The sequence below is a fragment of the Aeromonas sp. EU05-FHT14A05 genome (assembly GCF_058791175.1).
Map to the genome: position 1 here is coordinate 40,432 of NZ_JBYTDH010000011.1, position 20,960 is coordinate 61,391.

General features: G+C 62.9%; 19 protein-coding genes and 1 riboswitch. Of the genes, 10 read left to right on the top strand and 9 right to left on the bottom strand.

Annotated features, from left to right (window positions below; all coding sequences use genetic code 11):
• Positions 1–40: 40 nt before the first annotated feature.
• Positions 41–847 (bottom strand): FKBP-type peptidyl-prolyl cis-trans isomerase, encoded by an 807-nt coding sequence (gene fkpA, locus AC3WR3_RS15500; RefSeq protein ID WP_139434954.1) that lies wholly within the window; start codon positions 845–847, stop codon positions 41–43.
• 119 nt (positions 848–966) lie between these two features.
• Here fkpA and AC3WR3_RS15505 point away from each other — a divergent pair, with 119 nt between their 5' ends.
• Complete coding sequence (locus tag AC3WR3_RS15505; RefSeq protein ID WP_492292250.1) at positions 967–1,935, top strand: WD40 repeat domain-containing protein; 969 nt, start codon at positions 967–969, stop codon at positions 1,933–1,935.
• 14 nt (positions 1,936–1,949) lie between these two features.
• The gene (locus AC3WR3_RS15510; protein WP_005330500.1) at positions 1,950–2,165 is read left to right on the top strand and encodes a SlyX family protein; all 216 of its coding nucleotides are present in this window, start codon (positions 1,950–1,952) and stop codon (positions 2,163–2,165) included.
• Between the two features lie 59 nt (positions 2,166–2,224).
• Here AC3WR3_RS15510 and AC3WR3_RS15515 read toward each other — a convergent pair whose 3' ends face one another.
• Positions 2,225–2,857 carry an FKBP-type peptidyl-prolyl cis-trans isomerase gene (locus tag AC3WR3_RS15515; protein ID WP_005330502.1) on the bottom strand — a complete coding sequence of 211 codons (633 nt, stop codon included), beginning with the start codon at positions 2,855–2,857 and terminating at the stop codon, positions 2,225–2,227.
• Positions 2,858–3,234: 377 nt separating this feature from the next.
• Complete coding sequence (locus tag AC3WR3_RS15520) at positions 3,235–3,441, bottom strand: YheV family putative zinc ribbon protein (protein ID WP_033130616.1); 207 nt, start codon at positions 3,439–3,441, stop codon at positions 3,235–3,237.
• 39 nt (positions 3,442–3,480) lie between these two features.
• Between AC3WR3_RS15520 and AC3WR3_RS15525 the strand changes: the two genes are divergently transcribed.
• The 3 genes from AC3WR3_RS15525 to AC3WR3_RS15535 all read left to right on the top strand — a co-directional run bounded on the left by AC3WR3_RS15525 (position 3,481) and on the right by AC3WR3_RS15535 (position 6,265).
• Positions 3,481–4,170 (top strand): hypothetical protein, encoded by a 690-nt coding sequence (locus AC3WR3_RS15525; protein WP_492292251.1) that lies wholly within the window; start codon positions 3,481–3,483, stop codon positions 4,168–4,170.
• Positions 4,171–4,322: 152 nt separating this feature from the next.
• A complete protein-coding gene (locus tag AC3WR3_RS15530; protein WP_005330506.1) occupies positions 4,323–5,222 on the top strand; it encodes a chemotaxis protein CheV in 900 nt (299 codons plus the stop codon).
• 59 nt (positions 5,223–5,281) lie between these two features.
• Complete coding sequence (locus tag AC3WR3_RS15535) at positions 5,282–6,265, top strand: hydrolase (protein WP_342058803.1); 984 nt, start codon at positions 5,282–5,284, stop codon at positions 6,263–6,265.
• On the opposite strand, the gene AC3WR3_RS15540 is transcribed toward AC3WR3_RS15535, so the two are convergent.
• Positions 6,247–7,398, bottom strand: a complete 1,152-nt coding sequence (locus AC3WR3_RS15540) for a GGDEF domain-containing protein (RefSeq protein ID WP_492292252.1) — start codon at positions 7,396–7,398, stop codon at positions 6,247–6,249. The two genes, AC3WR3_RS15535 and AC3WR3_RS15540, sit on opposite strands and share 19 nt — an antisense overlap.
• Before the next feature lie 89 nt (positions 7,399–7,487).
• Between AC3WR3_RS15540 and AC3WR3_RS15545 the strand changes: the two genes are divergently transcribed.
• From AC3WR3_RS15545 to AC3WR3_RS15555, 3 genes are all read left to right on the top strand, one after another.
• Positions 7,488–7,733 carry a YheU family protein gene (locus AC3WR3_RS15545; protein ID WP_139434965.1) on the top strand — a complete coding sequence of 82 codons (246 nt, stop codon included), beginning with the start codon at positions 7,488–7,490 and terminating at the stop codon, positions 7,731–7,733.
• A 276-nt stretch (positions 7,734–8,009) separates the two neighbouring features.
• Positions 8,010–8,879, top strand: coding sequence for a phosphoribulokinase (locus tag AC3WR3_RS15550; protein WP_005330514.1), 870 nt, complete (start codon positions 8,010–8,012; stop codon positions 8,877–8,879).
• Positions 8,880–8,894: 15 nt separating this feature from the next.
• Positions 8,895–9,428: a DUF4136 domain-containing protein gene (locus tag AC3WR3_RS15555; RefSeq protein WP_492292253.1), complete on the top strand. Its 534-nt coding sequence runs from the start codon at positions 8,895–8,897 to the stop codon at positions 9,426–9,428.
• Between the two features lie 67 nt (positions 9,429–9,495).
• On the opposite strand, the gene AC3WR3_RS15560 is transcribed toward AC3WR3_RS15555, so the two are convergent.
• Together AC3WR3_RS15560 and AC3WR3_RS15565 are read right to left on the bottom strand one after the other, a co-directional pair.
• On the bottom strand, positions 9,496–9,795 hold the full coding sequence (locus tag AC3WR3_RS15560) for a hypothetical protein (RefSeq protein ID WP_025328080.1): 300 nt from the start codon (positions 9,793–9,795) through the stop codon (positions 9,496–9,498).
• A 48-nt stretch (positions 9,796–9,843) separates the two neighbouring features.
• Entirely contained in the window at positions 9,844–10,248 is a 405-nt protein-coding gene (locus tag AC3WR3_RS15565) for an OsmC family protein (RefSeq protein ID WP_492292254.1), read from the bottom strand.
• A gap of 373 nt (positions 10,249–10,621) precedes the next feature.
• On the opposite strand from AC3WR3_RS15565, the gene crp reads away from it, so the two are divergent.
• Positions 10,622–11,260 (top strand): cAMP-activated global transcriptional regulator CRP, encoded by a 639-nt coding sequence (crp, locus tag AC3WR3_RS15570; protein WP_025328082.1) that lies wholly within the window; start codon positions 10,622–10,624, stop codon positions 11,258–11,260.
• A 122-nt stretch (positions 11,261–11,382) separates the two neighbouring features.
• Positions 11,383–12,183 (top strand): putative RNA methyltransferase, encoded by an 801-nt coding sequence (locus AC3WR3_RS15575; protein ID WP_202047069.1) that lies wholly within the window; start codon positions 11,383–11,385, stop codon positions 12,181–12,183.
• A gap of 96 nt (positions 12,184–12,279) precedes the next feature.
• Here AC3WR3_RS15575 and AC3WR3_RS15580 read toward each other — a convergent pair whose 3' ends face one another.
• The 3 genes from AC3WR3_RS15580 to AC3WR3_RS15590 form a co-directional block, all read right to left on the bottom strand.
• Positions 12,280–14,646 carry a M66 family metalloprotease gene (locus tag AC3WR3_RS15580; RefSeq protein WP_492292255.1) on the bottom strand — a complete coding sequence of 789 codons (2,367 nt, stop codon included), beginning with the start codon at positions 14,644–14,646 and terminating at the stop codon, positions 12,280–12,282.
• 188 nt (positions 14,647–14,834) lie between these two features.
• The gene (locus AC3WR3_RS15585) at positions 14,835–17,519 is read right to left on the bottom strand and encodes a PKD domain-containing protein (protein ID WP_492292256.1); all 2,685 of its coding nucleotides are present in this window, start codon (positions 17,517–17,519) and stop codon (positions 14,835–14,837) included.
• 376 nt (positions 17,520–17,895) lie between these two features.
• Positions 17,896–17,981: riboswitch (cyclic di-GMP riboswitch) on the bottom strand.
• Between the two features lie 328 nt (positions 17,982–18,309).
• Positions 18,310–20,907, bottom strand: a complete 2,598-nt coding sequence (locus AC3WR3_RS15590; RefSeq protein WP_492292257.1) for a glycosyl hydrolase family 18 protein — start codon at positions 20,905–20,907, stop codon at positions 18,310–18,312.
• Positions 20,908–20,960 lie beyond the last annotated feature (53 nt).

Sequence of the window (20,960 nt, forward strand, 5' to 3'; positions counted from 1 at the left end):
AAACGGCTCCCTGGGGAGCCGTTTTCATCGCATTGACTGCTTATTTCTTCGCATCGGCGCCATCGGCAGCCGGCTTTTCGATGGCCAGCAGCTCGACGTCAAATACCAGCACGGCGTTGGCCGGGATGGAGCCTGCACCGTGCTCGCCATAGGCCAGCTTGGACGGCAGGAAGAACTTGAACTTGGAGCCGACCGGCATCAGCTGCACGCCTTCGGTCCAGCCCGGGATCACCTGGTTGAGCGGGAAGGTGGCCGGCTCGCCGCGATCGACTGAGCTGTCGAACTTGGTGCCATCGGTCAGGGTGCCGGTGTAGTGTACCTTGACGATGTCGGTGGCCTTGGGCTTGGCGCCGTCACCCAGCTTCTCGACCTGATACTGCAGGCCGGATTCGGTGCTCTTCACGCCCTCTTTCTTGGCGTTGGCGGCCAGGTACTCTTCACCCTTCTTCAGGTTTTCCACCGCGTCCTTGTCAGCCTTGGCCTTGGTCAGCTCGTTGATCTTGGCGTCGTATTCCTGCAGGACCTTCTGGATCTCCTCGTCAGTCATGCTGGCTTCCTTGCCCAGACCGTCGGTCACACCCTTGAGGATGACGCTGTTGTCCAGCTTGATGCCGAGCTCCTGCTGACGTTCCAGGGTATTGGCGATATAACGACCCATGGAGAGGCCGATCGCATAGCCGGATTGCTCTTCAAAGCTCTTGGCTGCTGCCTTGGGGGCCTCTGCCGGCTTGCTGGCTTCTGCCTTGACCTCTGCGGTATTGGCAGCAGGCTTCTCATCTTTTTGGCAAGCAGTCAGACCCACGGCAACGGCCGCAGCCAACAGGGACACCTTCAGAAAATTGTTCATCAGTTTCTCCAAAACTCTAAATACCGCTCTCGGTTCCTTCGTGAAATGAGAGGTTTATCGTGATAAGCGCCTTATACTAACGCCGTGATCGCAGGTAACGAAAGCATGAGACAGGAAAAATGATCAAAAGTGCCATTTATCTCATCGGTATCTGCCTGATGCTGACAGGGTGCGAACAGAGCTCACTTCCCGGCCAGCAGATCCGCCTCGCCAACCAGGGCTTGCTGAGTGCAGATCTCGCCAGTTCCGGCAAGCAGGCCATCGTCTCCAGCCTGGGCCAGGGCACAGTGGTCTGGGATCTGGAACAGGGCAAGGAGCGCTGGCGCTGGCGTCAGAGCGAGGACCAGGAAGAGTTCGTCACCCTCACCCGCTTCTCCCCGGGCGACAGCCACGCCATCACCGCCACCCAGCGCACCTTTGCCATCTGGCGCCTGCAAGATGGTCGCTCCCAAGGCTACTATTCGCTTCCTGAATCCAGCCTGAGGGATGCGGCACTCTCGGCCGATGGCCGTCTGGTGCTGATCGGCCGCGAAGATGGCAAGGCGGAGCTGGTAGACACCCAGACCGGGCGCAGGCTGCAGTTCCTCGGCCATACCGAGCAGGTCAACACAGTGGATCTCTCCGCCAATGGCCGCTACGCCCTCACCGGCGGCAACGACTACAGCGCCTATCTGTGGGATACCCGCAGCGGCCAGGTGGTGTGGCGATTCAACCACGCTGGCCGGGTGGTGATGGCGAGACTGGATCCGGCGGGGCGCTTCGCCTTCACCGCCGACAGCCGTCAGGCCAGCATCTGGGATCTCAAGACTGGCAAGGAGGTGAGCCGGCTGCAGTTCGATCACCGCTTCGAGGTCTACACCAGCGCGCGGTTCGTCAAGGATGGCGACTGGCTCGTCACCGGCGCCCCTTCACGCCAGCTCTCCCTGTGGCGGGTGAGCGATGGCAGCCTGCTGCAAAGCTGGCGCGTATCTCCTCATCCCAGGGTGAAACCACCGAGCGCTGTGGTCTATGGCGTGGCTTTGCGCGACAATGGCCACCTCGTCAGCGCCAGCTCCAGTGGCCTGGCCGAAATCTGGACTATCAAGTAAGGACCAAGAGGCCCATGAGTCAGCAAGTTAACGATCGTCTCGAGACCCTGGAAAGCCGTCTCGCCTATGCCGAATACACGGTGGAGCAGCTCAACGAGGAGGTGACCACCCAGGGCCGTGAACTCGACCGGCTCAAGCATCAGATCCAGCTGCTGGTGGACAAGCTGCAGAGCGTGCAGCCGAGCCAGATAGCCAGCATGGCCGAAGAGACGCCGCCCCCGCACTACTGAGTGCACCGCCATAAAAAAACCCGCACGCAGCGGGTTTTTTCATCTTGCCAGTCGGCAGATCAGTGGTGATGGCCCTTGCCACCGCAACCACCGCCGCCACAGCAACCGCCGTGACCCTGCTCGTCGCCGTGGTCATGACCGTGATCGTGGCCGTGACCGCCGCAGCAACCGCCGTGGTCATGGTCGTGATCGTGACCGTGGTCATGGCCATGATCGTGACCGCAGCCACCGGCACCGTGCACGTGGCCGTGAGCCAGCTCTTCGGCGGTCGCGGCACGCACGTCCTTGATCTCGACCTTGAAGCCCAGGGTCACACCGGCCAGCGGATGGTTGCCATCCACCTTGATGAACTCTTCGGAGACTTCGATGACGGTTACCGGACGGTGGCCATCGTCGGTCTCGGCCACAAAAGTATCCCCTTCAGACACTTCCATGCCATCGAACAGCTCGCCGGGCACTTCTTGCACCAGGTTCTCGTCATACTCGCCATAGGCCTGGCTCGGCGTCAGGGTGACGTCGAACGCCTCGCCCACGCTGCGGCCTTCCAGCTCGGCTTCGAGGCCGGAGACCAGATAACGGGTACCGTGCAGATACACCAGAGGCTCTTTACCGACAGTGGTGTCGATGACTTCACCGTGTTCGTCGGTGACCGTGTATTCCAGCGTAACCACGCTCAGGGGAGCTACTTTCATGTCAGGGATCCTGCGGATAGAAAAAAACGGGCCCAGAATACCTTAAAAAGGTGGCCAAGCATATGATCTGCCCCGCTCCGCCATGCTGAAAAAGTCAGCAGTCCAGAACGAGCCTTGCCCCACCCCGGGTATTATCAAGAGGCCCCTCACTGGAGGCGAAACACCTTTATCAGCGGTTCGGCCTCCCGGATGACTCGGTCCACCCCGGCCATCCGGCGGTCGGTCACCAGGAACGAAAGACCCCTATGACCTGTTCGGCCTCCCGGATGACCCGGTCCACCCCGGCCATCCGATGGTAGGTCACTGGGAGCTAAAGCCCCCAATGACCTGTTCGGCCTCGCGGATGACTCGGTCCACCCCGGCCATCCGGCGGCAGGTCACTCGGGACGAAAGACCCCTATGACCTGTTCGGCCTCGCGGGTCGCCTTGTCCACCTCGGCCTGGGTCTGCACCTGGGTATCCCCGCAGTCGACACAGGTCACCTTCTCGACTCCATGCTCCATATACAGCATCATGGTGTCCATCTTGCCGCACGCCGGGCAAACCGCACCGGCAATGAAGCGCTTTTTACGTCTGGTTTCCATTTTTGTTACCTCCAGGCAGCATCATATCAGGGTTTTTACATGCATCACGCCATCGAATATCAGCATTTTTCCACTCCTTGCCTGCAGGTCGGCCCCCGCAAACGCTCCCCTCTGGGTCAGTTGCTGCGCGTCACCCGGGGCGCGGCGCTGCTGAGACTCGGCTCCCATGAGCTGTTGCTGACGGCGGGCAGCCACTTCTGGCTGTGCGCCGATGCCCTCGCCGCCTTTACTCCCCTGGCGGGTTGTCAGCATGATTTGCTGACCTGCTCGGTGCGGGTGACGCAACCGGCCCAGGCTGGCTGGTTGCAACCCACCCCGCTGATGGACGCCCTGCTGGACAGCCTGGCCAGCTGGTCCAGGCCCCGTGACTGGCAAGAGGCCTATGGCCACCGGCTGCGGGTCATCGGGGACGAGTTGCAGGCCTGTGCCATCCTGGCGCAGGCGGATCAGCCGCTGCAAGCCGCCTGGCGCGCCCTGGCCAGCCAGTCGGAAGGCAGCGCCGCGGCCTGGCAGGCTTGCCTCGCCCAGCGGGGCATCGAGGATCCCGCCCTGGCGGCCGATGCGCTCGGTGCCCAGTGGCAGTTGCTGCAGGGGGTACGCCTGCTCAGAAGTGGCAGCAAGCCGGCCCAGGTCGTGGCAAAGCTCGGCTACCGGGATGAACAGGCTTTGGCGCAGGCGTGCCAGCTCTGGCTCGGGCTGGCGCTGGAGGCGGTGGCCTCCGCCCAGTGAACCGGACGAGAAAATAAATGAGGGTGACAGGGTCCAGTTTTGCGGCTCGCGGTCGCTAATAACCGTTAATAACAACGGCATCATCCTGGTCACCATCCTCTATGCTGAACACCAGACTGACCGTCACCGATTAGATCAACAGGACATCCGCCATGACGAGCAAGGCCAACCAATCCCAGGGCATGTTGCTGTTTCACCTCTCAGCCAGGCAATCCTTCGCCATCGGCACCCTCAAGGTGAAGGAGATAGTCCCCTACACCCAGCTCACCGCCCTGCCCCATTCGCACCCGACCGTGCTCGGGGCGGCCAGCATGCGGGGCACCACCATCCCGGTGATCGACATGGCGATGGCGGTAGGCTATCGCCCCATCAGCCGGGAGGAGATGCCCAGCTGCTTCATCATCATCACGGATTGCCGCCGCACCCTGGTGGGCTTCCTGGTGCGGGGCATCGACAAGATCACCGAGTGCAACTGGCGCGACATAGAGCCGCCGCCCCCTTCCCTCGGGCAGAACGTCTTCGTCACCGGGGTGACCAAGGTGGGGGATCAGCTGATCCAGCTGCTGGACGTGGAGCTGATCCTGTCCCGGGTCTATCCGGACGATCCCAGCCACCTCTACCCCGTGCTGACCGATGTGCAGCGCGAGCGGCTCAAGCCGATGCGGATCCTGCTGGTGGACGACTCCTCCGTCGCCCGCCGCCAGCTGATGGCGGCCCTCGATTACATCAACATTCCCTACGAGGTGTGCACCAACGGGCGCGATGCCCTCAGCCTGATGCAGGCCAGGGTCGCCCAGGGCAGCCGGATCGACATCCTGGTGAGCGACATAGAGATGCCGGGGCTGGACGGCTACGAGCTGGCCTTCGAGGTGCAGAGCGATCCCAGGCTGGCGGAGGCCTACATCATTCTGCACACCTCCCTCTCCAGCGAGATCAGCGTGGAGCGGGCCCATCAGGTCGGCGCCCACGAGGCACTGACCAAGTTTGAAGCCAACGAGCTGATCCAGGCCATGCTGCGCGGCGCCGAACACCACGACCGCCTGCCCGCCTGATACCGCGGCGGGCCCAGGGCTCGCCGCCCGTTTCCTCTTCTGCTGCCCCGAGTCGTTGCATGCTGACAGAAAGCCACTTCCACGCCCCCTGGTGGGCCCGCAATGCCCATCTGCAAACCATATTGCCGAAATGGCTGCGCCGCGCGCCGGCCCGCTTCATCCCTGAACGGTTCGAACTCGCGGATGGGGACTTCGTCGATCTCGCCTGGAGCGGGGCCATCAGCCCGGATGAGCGGCCGCTGCTGGTGCTGTTTCACGGTCTGGAGGGCAGCATTCACTCCCACTATGCCAAGGGACTGTTTGCCCATCTGCAGCGGCAGGGGAACGACGCCGTGCTGATGCATTTTCGGGGGTGCAGCGGCGAGCCGAACCGGTTGCTGCGGGCCTATCACTCCGGCGCCATCGAGGATGCAGAGGCGCTGATCGCCGAGCTGGGTCGCCGTTTCCCCGGCAAGCCGCTGATCGCCATCGGCTACTCCCTGGGGGGCAACATGCTGGTCAATCTGCTGGCGCGGGCCTGTCCGGATGAACTCACCGCCGCCGTGGTGATCTCGGCGCCGCTGCAACTGGCGAGCTGCGCCGACAGGGTCAATCAGGGATTCTCACGGGTGTATCAGAGCTACCTGCTGCGCACCATGAGGGCCAATCTGCAGAGCAAGATCCGCCATCAGGCCGCGGCCCAGTCCCGCTGGCAACCGGAGCAGGTGAGCCGCATCGCCACCCTGCGCGACTTCGACGAGCAGGTCACGGCCCCGCTCCATGGCTTCGACAGCGCCGATCACTACTATCAGACCTGCTCCGGCCTTGATCTCCTGGCGCGCATCACCATCCCGACCCTGATCATCCACGCCGCCGACGATCCCTTCATGACCGGGGCCGTGATCCCCAGACCGGAGCAGCTCTCCCCCATGGTGCGCTACGAGCTGAGCCGGCGCGGTGGCCACGTGGGCTTCCTGCACGGTACCCCCTGGCGACCCCGCTTCTGGCTGGAGGAGCGGATCAGCCAGTGGCTGCGGGAGCAGACTCAGGACGCCAGGCGGTAGCCGTTGCGTCCTGCCCCCTTGGCTTCATAGAGGGCGCCGTCCACCCGCTCGAGCAGCATGACCAGGCTCTCCCCCGGACGCCACTGGGCGATCCCCTGGCTCAGGGTGAGATGGGGAGCCACATCAGAGCCCTCGTGGGGTAGCGCCCGGGCCGCCAGGGTGGCGCGAATGCGCTCCGCCACCTCCTGACCACCGGCCAGCGTCGTCTCCTGCAGCAACACCACAAACTCCTCCCCGCCGTAACGGGCCACCAGATCGCCGGGTTCCCGCACGCTCTCCTCCAGACACTCGGCCACCAGGATCAGGCACTCATCCCCCGCCTGATGGCCGTAGTGGTCGTTGTATCGCTTGAAAAAATCCACATCCAGCAGGATCACGGTGAGCGGTGTCTCCAGCGTCGTTCCCTGGGCGATGGCTTGTTTGCAGACCTGATCGAAGTGGCGGCGGTTGGCGAGCCCGGTCAGGGGATCGCGATGGGCCATGGCGTCCATCTTGCGTGCCAGCATCAGGTTGTCATATTCGCGCGACACCGCCAGCTCGAACCAGCCGTTGAGCATCCGCCGCCCCGTCTCCAGGACGATCAGCAGACTCATGGCCGCCAGCCAGTGAACGGCGCCGGACGGTAGTATCACCCAGCGTTCCTCGAACAGCAGGAAGAGCAGAGGCGGGGCACTCAGGCAATAGAAGACGCGCCACTCGCAGTAGAAGGCGATCAGGGCCGTCAGCAGCAACAGGCTGACGATGTTGAATGCCAGGCTGAAACCCCCTCTGAGTTCTATGGTGGCGATGGCATAGGCCGTCATCGCCCAGGCCAGTCCCCACAACATGGCGCAACCCCAGAGCCAGGGCTGCCATCTCGGCGTACCCTGACGAGAGAACCAGCGCCAGCCCAAAGGCGGCAGCACGCTCGCCACCAGCACCAGGGCTAGCTGGCACTCATACCGCCAGGGCAGCCCCTCGATCGCCACCAGGCGGGCATCCTGATAGATATAAAAACGCGCAAGCAGAAAGAGGATCGCCAGCTGGTTGATGGCCCAGAACCAGCGCAGCCCGGCGCTCAGGGCACGGCGACGCGCATCGTAAAGGTGATGGTCAAACTCACTGCTGGGGCGACGCTGTTCAGCTGATGCCATGAGAACCCTCGCTCAGGTCCAGATAAACTCCTTGCGCTTGCCGGTCAGACACCGACAATATCCGCATCGCTTTGACTGAAGATGAAATCATGATTATCCCCTGGCAAGAACTGGATCCAGACACCCTCAACAACCTGCTCGAGCATTTCGTCCTGCAAGAAGGCACCGAATACGGCGAACAGGATGTCAGCCTGGCTGACAAGGTTGAAGAGGTCAGACAACAATTACTACAAGGTAGTGCCGTGCTCGTCTACAGCGAGTTGCACGAGAGTGTCAACGTCGTGCCCAAGACGCATTTGAGCAATGCGCCGAGGGATGACTCTCCGGCAGAGTGACACTAGAGAAGGAACACGAGCTGAACAGTGCCCGGTCCGGGCCCTGCCGAGCACGGCGGTACGGCGTTCAGTTCAGGGGGAAGATGGGCGGCCCGCCCGATGAGACAGGCGCTTCGAACGGGCTTGTTTTGCCTCCCTCGCCGACTGTCGCGGCGCCGATGGAGGCCAGCCGCCGGGGGCATGGGGGGCTCATGATGCCGCCCGCGCTGCAAGGCTGCACTTGACCGCACTTTGAACCTGCCTTTATAACGGAACTCCCAAGGAAGAGAGAATTCTATGTCGGCCAAGCATCCCATCATTGCGGTTACCGGTTCCTCCGGTGCCGGCACCTCCACCTCCACCAACGCCTTCCGCTCCATGTTCCACCAGCTCGGATACAAGGCGGCCGTGGTCGAGGGGGACAGTTTTCACCGCTATACGCGGCCCGAGATGGACGTGGCGATCCGCAAGGCGCGCGAGCAGGGACGCCACATCAGCTACTTTGGCCCCGAGGCCAACGACTTCGGCCTGCTGGAATCCTTTTTCCAGGAGTACGGCCAGAGTGGCAGCGGCCAGTACAGACGCTACCTGCACAGCTTCGACGAGGCGGTCCCCTTCAACCAGATGCCGGGCACCTTCACCCCCTGGCAGGCGTTGCCGGGGGAGACGGACCTGCTGTTCTACGAAGGGCTGCACGGCGGCGTGGTGACCGGTGAACACAACGTGGCCCGTCACGTGGACTTTCTCATCGGCGTGGTGCCCATCGTCAACCTGGAGTGGATCCAGAAGCTCATTCGCGACACCTCGGAGCGCGGCCACTCCCGCGAGGCGGTGACCGACTCCATCGTCCGCTCCATGGATGACTACATCAACTTCATCACACCGCAGTTCTCCCGCACCCACATCAACTTCCAGCGGGTGCCGACGGTGGACACCTCCAACCCCTTCAGCGCCAAGGTGATACCCAGCCTGGACGAGAGTATGCTGGTGATCCGGTTTAGGGGCATCAAGCAGGTGGACTTCCCCTACCTGCTGTCGATGATAGACGGGGCCTTCATGTCCAGAATGAACACCATAGTGGTGCCGGGGGGCAAGATGGGTTTCGCGATGGAGCTGATCCTGCGTCCCCTGATCCAGCAACTGTTAGAAACCGGCAAGATCACCTGAGCCAAGGAGCTTATGATGCGCGGTGCACTTCTCTCATTCACGCTGGCAGCCCTGCTGGGCGGTTGCAGCACTGGCCCCGCCGCCCCCACGGTCGAGACGGGCACCATGGTGGTCCGTCCGGCAGAGAACTGGGCCTACGGGGCGACGCCACGCTATGCGCTGGCGGAGCAGTTCCAGTACGCGGGCAACAGCGCCGCCCCCTGGCTGGAGCCGGTACAGCAGGCCGTCACCCAGACGCTCGACGGCAAGGGCTGGCGCAGCGTGCCCCTCGATGAGGCCGACGTCTGGGTCGCCATCGGGGTGGCGGGCAGCCAGGACATGAGCGATGGGGAGATATTCTCCCGCATCGGCATGACCCCTGGGCTGAATGCCGCCGCCGATGCCCGCAAGGGCACCCTGGCCATACTGCTGATCGACAGGCGCACCCAGCAAAGCGTCTGGAGCAGCGCCATCCAGCTCGCCAGCGACGTGCCCATCGCCGAGGACGAGCGCAGCCAGCTGAGCCAGCAGCTCGCCGCTCAACTCCTCGGCTCCCTGCCCGCCCAATGAGCCCCATAACACAACGGCCTGCTTCAAGCAGGCCGTTGTGGATACACGCCGTTGCACGGCATGAGGATTACTTCAGTTCGCAGGTCAGCAGGGTCACGCCGTTCTTGACCAGGGTGGCCTGTTTTTCCTGATGGGAGAAGGTGGTCACCCCATCGGAATAGCTGGCAGTCTCTTTGGGTGACTCGATGCGACCCAGCTTGTGATAGACCCCGGCATAAGGGAACTGCACCATGTCGGCCTGGGCATCATAGGTGATGGCCAACAACTCTTCCCCGCACTGATACTGGCTGTACTGATACTGGGTCGGCTGCGGCATGCTGCAGGCAGCCAGCCCGAACAGGGGAAGCAACATCATTATCTTTTTCATCGCACTTTCCTTATGTCATGGCGTTATCGACGGGACAAACTACAACTATCAAGCTTCAACGATTTGATAACTATGGGTAATTTCTACCGCTTTTTCCAACATCAGGGAGACGGAACAATACTTCTCCATCGACAAGTCGACCGCGCGGGCAACCTGTTTCTCGGCCAGCCCCTTGCCGGTCACGACGAACTTGAGATGGATCTTCTCGAACACCCGGGGCACTGAGTCGGCACGCTCCCCTTCCAGCTCCACATGACAGGCGGTCACGGACTGGCGCGCCTTCTCCAGAATGGAGACCACGTCGATGGAGCTGCACCCACCGACGGCCAGCAGGATCATCTCCATCGGGCTGGCACCTTCGCCCGGGTTGGCGCCGTCCAGCGTCACCAGATGACCGGACTCGCTCTCGCCCACAAACTTCATGCCTTCCACCCAGCTGACCTTGGCTTTCATCTCACATTTCCTCTCAATGACGACGGTTCTGACGCCCATAGCATACCTCAAGCAGGGGTCGAGTGGCACATGCCCCGTCACGTTGCGCCACCCCCGGTTTCATGACCGCCTCGCCCCGGCGCCGGGACTTGTTCCGAAACCGCGGCAGACCCTGAAGGAAATAGATCGAAATCAACATATCTTCCGCCCTTCTTGCCTAGAATGGCCCGGATGGCGCAGCAGATCGATGCACACAGATGGACACCAAAGTCCCAAAGCCTTGTCAGCACAGACAAAGGCTCTTATTCTACTGCGACCAAAGACTAAGGAATGGCAAGCTTGGCAACTTGCCTGGACGCACAGTCCATAAAAATGACACTACAGAGGAAGTCTCATGATCATTGGCAAACCGCAAAGCGATCCCACCCTGGAGTGGTTCTTGTCGCATTGCCACATTCATAAGTATCCCGCCAAGAGCACCCTTATTCACGCCGGTGAAAAAGCGGAAACCCTCTACTACATCGTCAAGGGTACAGTCGCCGTCCTGATCAAGGATGACGAGGGCAAGGAGATGATCCTCTCCTACCTGAATCAGGGGGATTTCCTGGGCGAGATGGGGATGTTCGAAGAGAACGAGAATCCGGAGCGTTCCGCCTGGGTACGTGCCAAAGGCGCCTGTGAAGTCGCCGAGATCTCCTACAAGAAGTTCCGCCAGCTGATCCAGGTCAACCCGGACATCTTGCTGCGCCTCTCCGGCCAGATGGCCAAGCGCCTGCAGCACACCAGCCAGAAGGTCGGCAACCTCGCCTTCCTGGACGTGACCGGCCGGATTGCCCAGACCCTGCTGAACCTGGCCAAGCAGCCGGACGCCATGACCCACCCGGATGGCATGCAGATCAAGATCACCCGCCAGGAGATAGGCCAGATCGTCGGCTGCTCCCGCGAAACCGTCGGCCGCATCCTCAAGATGCTGGAAGAGCAGGAGCTCATCTCGGCCCACGGCAAGACCATAGTGGTGTTTGGCACCCGCTGACCGGGTTCCCCGACGGCTCAGCACAGGGCCGTTGGATAAAAAAGGCTGCCACGGCAGCCTTTTCTGATCTCCTCCCCTATAATCCCGCACGCCCTTCCCCGGCCTCAACCAAGCGAGTGTGTATGCATCTTCAATGTCCCCTGTGCCGCAGCCCCCTGCATCTTCATGAAGCCTCCCGCGGGGTCTATTGCGACAACAAGCACCATTTCGATCCGGCCCCGGAAGGTTATCTGGATCTCATCCCGGGCAAGAAGGATCCCAAGGACAGCGACAGCCGGGCCCTGCTGCGTGCCAAGCGCCGTTTCCTGGAGCAGGGACACCAGCTGCCCCTGGTGGAGGCCATGGCGGCCCTGCTGGCGCCACTCGGCGAGCGCGAGCTGATCCACCTCGGCTGTGGTGAGGGGTACTACTGCCGCGCCCTGGCAGAGCGCCTGCCGGGCTGGCAATTTGGCGGCTTCGATCTGGCCAAGAACGCCATCTTCGCCGCCAACAAGGCACAACCCGACGGCCATTTCGTCATCGCCGATCCGGCCAAGGCACCGCTGCTGGCAGGCTCCGCCCAAGTGCTGCTGGTCAACGACCTCAAGATCAAGACAGAGCTGCTGGTCAGCCTGCTGACCCCGGGTGGCTACCTGCTCCACCTGCAACCCGGCCCGCGCCACCAGTGGCAGCTGAGGGTCAGCCTCAACCCGGTGAGCATGGAGCACCCCCTCAGCTGGCCAGCCCTGGCCGGGCTAGTCCCCGTTGAGCGGCAACGCTGCCAGTTCTCCATGACCATGGATCAGGCTCTGCGCGCCCATGTGCTGGAAACCAGTCGCCTCGGCTGGCGTGCCGGCGGTGAACAGCGTCACGCCTTCACTCACCAGGGGCCTGACGAGCTGGAACAGGATCTGCTGTTGAGCCTGTGGCAAAAGCCCCTCTGATTTTCATGGAAAAAAGGCCCATACGGGCCTTTTTTTTTATTTGGCGTCTTCGCCAATGGCTATGTGCCCTCCCCCGGCAACGAAGGCGCGACCCCCTTACTCGAGCGGGCGCCCGTTGACGGTGAAGGAGAGATCCACTGCCGGCGCCGAGATGGCCCTCTGAACCTGGGTTCCGGCGGCGCAGATCACGGCGGCGCCCCGTGGCTCGCTGGCCGTGGGCACATTGACATGGAACTTGTTCATCACGCCGGCATTGAGCCGGTGATTGGCCAGCCGGAAGTGCAGCAAGCCCTCCCGGGTCTCCACCTGCAGCTGGCAATCCCCCGCCCCGATCCGCTCGCCGTCATCCCCATAGCCGAAGCCATAAGCGCCGTGCAGGGCCGGATAGAGGTAGCTCGGCAACAGCCCGCGAGGATCGTAATAACCCACCAGGGTCGTCACCGGCACCCCGAATGCCTGCGGCTTGCGTGCCACCCGAGTATCCACCACAGGCCCTTGGTGCCAGCGGCTGCCGTCCGAGGTGTAGCTCTTCTTGAAACCGCGGGAGACGGTGATCTGCTGGCCGTTGATGAAGAGGATGCTGTTGTAGCCGGCACCGTGCTCCACGGTCAGGATGCGCCCCGCATTCCCGGCGGCGGCAGGGGGCGCCTGGATGTTGCGCGTCCAGTTGCCGTCCCACATGGCTACCTTGACCAGATCATACTCCGCCAGCAGGGCCGCCAGCGTCGCCTCGCCCAGATCCTTGATGGGCGCATTTATCTGCTCCAGCTGCTCCACCCTGTGCTGGTAGGGCACCATGGTGGCGGTGGCGGCATCCCACTTGCTGAATCCGGTCGGGGAAGCGGCATCGAACACCGCCTTGCTCTCGAGGAAGCGCTGGATGATGGCGGCCGAGTTCGGGGTGTAGAGGGTGAAGCGGTTGAAGCCGGAGAAGGGCGAGCCACCCGCCATGGCATCGAAACCGAACGGGTGGCCCTCGAAAGGCGGCTGGCACTGACCGTCGAGGCAGGCGCTCTGGCCGCTGCGGCTGGCGCCGAAGTTGGGAATGAAGCGATTGCGATCCCCGTCCCAGCCCCAGCTCGAATTGACCGCCTCGGCGCTGCGGTGCACCGAGCCCTGGAAGCCGCCGACATAGTGGCCTAGGCCATAGTTGTGGCCCACCTCGTGGCTGAACTCGTTGCCAAGGGAGCTGTCGAGAGTGACTATGCCGCCCCCGCCCGACCCGCCGTGCACCTGGATGCCGTTGGCGTACTTGCCACGGCTGTTATGGGCCGCCAGCTGGGCCACCACATAGGGATGGCTGCTCTCCCCCTCGCCGGCCGTGCTGTTGATGCCGTAGTTCGCATTGTCTATCCCGTGGGAGATCAGCTCCTTGCCGATGCGCTGGCGCATGGTGCCCTCGTGCCAACCCCCCTGACCGGGATCGAAGTCGTTGAGCAGGGTGCCGTTTGGCAGCATCACCTCCGGCAGCGACAGGGGAGCATACTGGCTGACGATCAGCCGGCTGGTCGGCACCGTCTGGAAGTACTCGCGATGGGCTTCGGGATCCCTGGCGAAGGCAAACTGATCCCGGGGGGTGGTCAGCATGCCAAGGTCTATGGTGTGGATGAGCAGCTCGCTCGGGGCACCGATGGCGAGATCCGTCAGCTCGCCGCCGAGGCTTCCCTGATTGAACTGCAGACTCAGGCCTGGCCGGATCCACTCCGCCGGCAGCACCACGCTCCAGGCGTCGGTCGCATAGCGGATGCCATTGTTCTCGAGCTCCCCGTCACGGATCCACTGACCCCCGACGAACTTGAACTGCAGGGTCTGACCGCGGGAGAGCGTCACCTGGCGGCCGCTGTAGCGCACCGTCGAGTTGTAACCGGCATTGGAACTCGCGCGCACCATCTTGCCTTCCAGGGCGGCTCCCTCCGGCAGATAGATATCCCTGACCCATCGGCCATCGGCGGTCTTCACCTCCACCAGGGCATGCTGTCCCAGGCGATCCCGCAGCAAGCTCGCCGTGGCATCATCCAGCCGGGCCAGCTCGGCACTGCTGCTGATGACATTTGTGGTTCCCGCCGCCGGGGTGAAGTCGACCCCCTCTTCCGGCGAACCATCGAGGTAATAGGCCGTCTTCGGCAACTGCTCGGGCGGGTTGAAGCTAAGCGTCCCGAGGGCCTGCCCGGCGCCATCTCGCGCCGTCACCGTCATGGGCACGCCGGTCTCGGCTTGCAGCGGCCTGACCAGCAGCAGGCTCTTGCGCAAGGCGGTCAGCCTGGGCTGGCTGTCCCCTTCGGCGACATGGGCCGGCAGGATCTGGCTCTGGGCGAATTGAACCTGCGCCGCCAGGGATCCTTGCAGATCGTTGGTCGGTGGCTGGGTATTGAAGGGCAAGGAGGTGGGAGCCTGAACGGCAGCCAACAGGGGGCCGCTCGCCAGAGCGGCCATGATGAGGCTGGCTAACTGTGTTTTTGTCATTGTTATGGTTCTCGTTGTGGTGGGCATGTCCACATGCCCTGTTGCAGGAATCATTACAAAATGGGCGTCGGGGGCCAGGTCCTACCACCCGACCTGAGCCTCGGTTCTGGTTGCCGCACGGCGGCATCACCGCAGGCTGAAACAGGAATGAAAAAAGGAATGGGGCCCCAGGGCCCCATTCCTGATGGTCATAGGTTGCAGCTGGCGGCCCCCTGATCCAGCCAGACATCGTGCTTGCCGGGCTCGTTGCCCTTGGTCCAGTAGCGGGCCTGCCACTTGCGTCCCTTGTGGTTGGCGAGCTCACCGGCGCTGTAGGCCACGGCGGCATGCCAGCCGAGCTGCACCTGGCTCACCAGCTTCCACTGATCCGCCGTCTGGCTCGGCTCGTTGCCCTGAGTCCAGTACCTGGCCTGCCAGACCAGCTGGTGGTGGCTCACTTTGGTATCGGTGTTGTAGACGGTGCTGGCGCTCCAGGCTGGCCAGTAGGCCGCGTCCGGATCGGTGGCACTGCATTCACCACCGCTTGCCGGGGTGACGGTGAGCCGGGTCTGGCCCTGGGCATCCTGGGCGCCATCGGTCACGGTGACAGTCAGATCGTAATCCGTGCTGGCCACCACGTTGGGGCCTGTCACCACCAGGGTCTTGCTGCTCTGGCCGCTGGCGGTCAGACCGGCCGGTACGGTCCACTGGTAGCTGAGCGCATCCCCATCGGGGTCGGTGGCGCTGGCGGTGAAGCTCACCTGCATGCCCGACTGCACCGAGGCGGGAGCCAGCGCGGTCAGCACGGGTGGCTGGTTGGGCGGTGGTGCCTGGTGGGTCACCACCACGCGGTCCACGCCCGCCAGCCCCTGCTCATCGGTGACGGTCAGCTCGAACGTCAGCTGGGTATCTTGGGCGACCGTGCCCAGACTCAGCCTGGCTCGTGCCTGCTCCGCATCCCTCAGGGAGGTCTGCGGACCGCCGACCTGGCGCCATTGGTAGCGCAGGGCACCGTTCTCCGGATCCCGGGAGGCGGCACCGTCGAGCACCAGCTCGGCCGGGCCCGTGGTACGCATATCGCCACCGGCATTGGCCAGGGGGGGCTGGTTGGTAGCTGGCGGAGGCGACTCCGGCTCGCCACTCGCCTCGCTGACCCCCGCATCACCGGCCGCTATTCTCGCCTCAAGGGTCTGGTGCATGATGCGCCACTGGTAACCGAAGAAGACCCCCTCAAACCGCCCTCCCGTCATGATGTTGCTCATCCGGTAAGGCTCGTCTCCCGTGTGCGACAGCCCCAGGTTGTGGCCCAGCTCATGGGCCAGGGTCAACGACTGCCCATGGACGGTGACGTTGCCGGGGCAGGCGTATCGATAGCCAGCGCGCGGCGCACCATCTGTGGCTCCCATACCGACAGAGAGACCATTCCCCTGGTAGCTGCATGTCCTGCTGTCATCCTTGTAGCCGCGCAGCACATAGATGTTGGAGAAGACCTGTTCCGCGTTCGGGATCCAGCCCTCCCGCAGCGGCGCCGTCAGCTCCACAGTACTGGGTTCGTAGGCCTGGCCATCGCCATTCTTGTCCCATTCGTGCACCAAGATGCCGTTGTCCACCCAGCTGAGGCGGATGTTGTAGGGGGCAAAACGTCGGCTCATGTCCGCCATGATGATGCCACCGTCGTCCCACAGATGGCTCTGACGCTCGCCGGGGAAGGCGATGTAGCTGTAGGAGAGGCTGACCGTCTTGGGGGCGGTAACAAACAGTCGTACCTGATCCACCTGCCGATCATCGGCCAGGATTTCGAGGGTGGTCTCGCCCTCTGCCAGCCCCTGCAGCACCAGCCGATCCTGGGTCGCTCCCGGTACCAGTTGCAGACTGGCCAGTTCGGGGTTGGCGATGCGATAACTGAGCGCCACCGGTTGCGGACCCGGCACCTTGGCGATCAGCAGCGCCTCCGACTCGCCCTGACTGCTAAGCAGTTTCTGTTTCAGGGCAGAGTTGAAACCGGGATCGAAGGCCAGCTGGTTGGCAGGGTCGGGCAGCACCTGGGCATAGGGGTTCGCTTCGAGCGTCTGCTGCCCATCTGCCAGCAACCAGAGTTCCCCCTCCTCGTTGGTGCGGAAACCCTGTTCGTACTGACCGGTCAGATAGGTCAGGATGAATTCGTAATCCCGATCGGCCCGCACCTTGATGGGGGCTGGCAGGGTCAACTGTTTACCCGCTGCGAGCAGGACGCTGCCTTCATAGGCAGACTCGCCGCTCTCGATGTCGGTGAGGCGCAGGCTGAACTGACGGTTGCTGCCGCCCCAGACCCCCTCCTGCACCTTGAAGGTCGTGATCTCCAGCTCGTCCCCAGTCAGGGGGTGCCCGGTTGAGGCGATACGGATCGTTCGGCTCAGGCTCTGGCCAGGGAGAAAACGCAAGAGACCTGTAGTGGCGGGGCTCTCCTGCCAGAGGCTACCCAGCTTGTTGAGCTCACTCGGCACGGCCACGGCGGGATCATAGACGGTGACGGGCAATGAAAAGGTTGTGGTGCTTGCACCAACCCCCTGATAGCCCCCCATCTCGGGCAGGCCGTTATCCCGCACCTCGTATTTTGCCAGATAGCTGCCGACCTGCTGGGTGTTCACACCGCTGAGCTGTTTGATGCGGCCGCTGAGATCCCCATCATTTTCGTCCCAGGCCGTTATCCGGGGGGCGAAGGCCGCCCCGAGCGGCAGTTGCAAGGCGAAACCGTCGACCCAGGCCTCCTGGCTGTAGAGCCTTGGCTTGATCTGATCCTTGCGCCACTCCCCGGTGAGGGAGTTCTGCTGGGCTAGCGCCTGCGGCACCGCCCCTGCGGCCAGCAGGGCGAGCATGCCCCCCTGCATCGCCAGATTTACCTTGTTTTTTTTCATCTGCATTCCGTGATGTCCCTATTTTTGGCGCCTGCGTCGGTGGCAGGGGCGTCGTTGTTGTTGCGTTGACATGAGCACAGGGTTCGACCCTCTTCTCCCGCCGCCACTGACCGCGCTCACCTTGAGCGGCAGGGCGTGAGCCGGCGGGCTGAGCCCGGTGACGGCGAAGTTGGTTTCACCCCAGCCGAGGCGGGGTGTGCCAGGCGCGGCGACACGAAGGGGGGAGGCAAGCAGGGCGCCAACCAGACAGGTCGACAGTAAGGAGGGGTGGACTTTGCATGGCGAATAATCCTTTTTCGTTATTAGTCAATACGATAAGGACGACGTAACCAGCAGATGGTGCAAGATCTCCCCTTGGCAGAGGATCGATACGACCTGTGGCGGCCCCGCTGTCCTAGATCATGGATCCTTAGACCGGAAGCTTTGCGTCCCGGCCTTTCAGCCGGTTTGCCCTTATACACAAATTAATCAGTAGTGCGCCGCGATTATTCTCCATAGCCGCAGTCACTGCAAATGGCAGAGCGGGATCCTGACTGGGCGTTCTATCAGGAAATGCCCCTGAAGGCAGGGTTAAGCTCGGCGTGAGAGCGGATGTCAACCATCCAACTCACTCCATTGAAAGCGTTTTCAAGATGAAAATATTTTTTCAACTTCGGGTGAAATGATTAATTCTCTAGCAAAGACTGACGCCGATGGCCATGGCTGGCGACTTATCCGCCCCAGGCCGAGGTCAGCCCGCGAAACGCCACAGGAAAAAGGAGTGGGGCCAAGACCCCACTCCTTATGACCATCAGTTGCAGCTGGCAGCCCCCTGATCCACCCAGACGGCGGCCTTGCCGGGCTCATCGCCCTTGGTCCAGTACTGGGCCTTCCACTTGCGACCATTGTGGTTGGTGAGATCACCGGCGTTGTAGGCCACTGCGGCATTCCAGCCGAGCTGCACCTGGCTCACCAGTTTCCACTGATCGGCGCTCTGGCTTGGCTCGTTGCCCTGGGTCCAGTACTTGGCCTGCCACACCAGCTGGTTGTGGCTCACCTTGTCATTGGTGTTGTAGACGGTGCTGGCACTCCAGGCCGGCCAGTTGGCCGCATCAGGATCGGTTGCCTCACAGCCGCCGCCTGTACTGGCTGGCTTGACGGTCAGGCGGGTGCCGGCACTGGCATCCAGCGCCCCATCGGTCACCACCAGACTCAGGTCATAGAGAGTGTCGCTGGTGACGTTCGGGCCCGTGACCACCAGGGTCGCGCTGTCCTGACCGGTGGCAGTGAGCCCCGCTGGCAGGCTCCACTGGTAGCTCAGGGCATCACCGTTAGGATCGGACGCCGTGGCCTTGATGGTCACCTGCTTGCCGGACTCGACGGTGGCACTGGCCGGTACGCTGACCACGGGGGGCAGGTTCGGCTGCGGCGCCTTGTTGGTCACCACCACCTGATCCTTGGCACTGAGGTTGTGATCGTCGGTCACGGTCAGCTCGAACACCAGATTGATGTCGGTAGTGGCAGCGTCCAGCACCACCCGGGCCTTGGCCAGGGTGGCGTCCAGCAGGCTGGCCTGGGGCCCGGAGACCTGCTTCCAGCTGTAGGTCAGCGCACCGCTTTCCGGATCGTGGGAGGCGCTGCCGTTGAGGGTCACCTCGGCCGGGCCTGTGACGCTCAGATCGCTGCCGGCATTGGCCACCGGCGGCTTGTTGACCGGCGGCAGCGTACCCTCGCCGTGGCCCAGCCCCTCGTGCATGGCGTTGAGGATGTCGCCGTTGTCCGCGTCTATCTCCCAGGCGAACAGGCCGCCGAGCTGGTTCGCCAGCACGTACTGCCCCTTGGCCTTGACCGAGCGGTCGTTGTCGAAGCTGATGAGATCGCCGCTGCTGGCCTTGAACACATAGGGGGCCTCGGCCGACTCGTCATAGCCCAGCTCCCAGCCTGCGCCCATGCGGTTGTTGACGATGTCGCGATAATCCACCACGCCGTTTTCCCAGGTGCCGCTGACCGGCCCGGTCGCGGTGCCGGTGAAGGGATTGCCGGCCTGGTAGTTCTTCACCCCGGTCCAGCCACGGCCATACATGGCCGCCCCCACCACTATCTTGCCCGGTGTCACCCCCTGACCCAGCAGCGCCTTGACGCCCTTGTCGGTGGTGTACTTGGTGGCCGGATCCCAGCTGGAGGCAAAGAGGTTGGTCTGGTGGGCCAGATTCTGCAGGTCGAAGGCGCCGCTGAAGTCGTAGCTCATCAGGAAGATGTGGTCCATGTACTGCTGGGCCGCCTGATAATCGACCTTGGCAATCTTGTCACCGCCTGCGCTGATGGCCGAGGTGAGCTCATACTGGCGACCGGTCTCTGCTTCCAGCTCGTCGAGCATGGCGCGCAGCTCCTGCATCAGCACCACATAGGTGGCACCATCGTTCGGACCGCCCAGGCTGGGGTTGGCACCCTGGCCACCCGGGAACTCCCAGTCGATGTCCACCCCGTCGAAGAATTTCCAGGTCTGCAGGAACTCTTTGACCGAGGCGACGAAGGTGTCACGCTTGGTCTTGTCACCCAGGAAGTAGAAGGGGTCGGAGAGGGTCCAGCCCCCGACCGACGGCAGGATCTTGAGGTCAGGGTGGGCCTGCTTGAGGGCCATCAGGTTGCCGAAGTTGCCCTTGTAGGGTTCATCCCAGGCGCTGAGGTTACCCTGGGACATCTGGATCGCCGCCCAGGGATCGTGGATGGAGACCTTGAAGTCCTCACGACCGGCACAGGAGCGCTGCAGCGCCTCGAAGCTGCCTGAGATCTCCTTGAGGCTGTCGTTGATGCCGTTGCCGCCGCAGATGGGGGTGAAGCCGTAGAGGATGTGAGTCAGGTTCTGGGCCGGGATCTTGTCCACGGTGAACTTGCGGCCGTAGACACCCCACTCCACGTAGTAGGCCCCCACCACCTTGCCGGACTTGTTGGCGTAGGGCTTGTTGTTCTCCTTGAGCGGCGCATTGAGCGGCGCCAGGTGGCTGCCGTCGGTATCGGCGACCATCAGCTCCTTCTTGTCGGAGAGGGTGCAGCCGTCGGCGTTGCACAGGGCCACCTGCATCTGGTAGCGGCCCCCCTTGGTCACCTTGAAGTTGGCGGTGCCCGCGGCGGAAGCGGGGCCTGACCACACCTCCTGGCCATCGAGCAGCACCTTGGCGGTCTGACCGACGTCACCGGACCAGAGGTTCCAGGTCACGCTGACCGGGGCGCCATCCTTGTGGACTGTCACCAGCTGGTTGTAGGCCGAGGCGGATTGATTGACTTCGACGATGGCGAACTTGGTGGGGCCCGAGCCTATGGTGGGTTTGCCCGGGGCAGCGGCGAAGGCGGAGGTAGCACAGAATCCCCCGACCAGGAGCGCCAGCAGGGAAAGTTTTGGACTTAACATATTTGAACTTCCTTATTTCGTTATTGGAATTAACAACGAAAAAGGCAACGCAA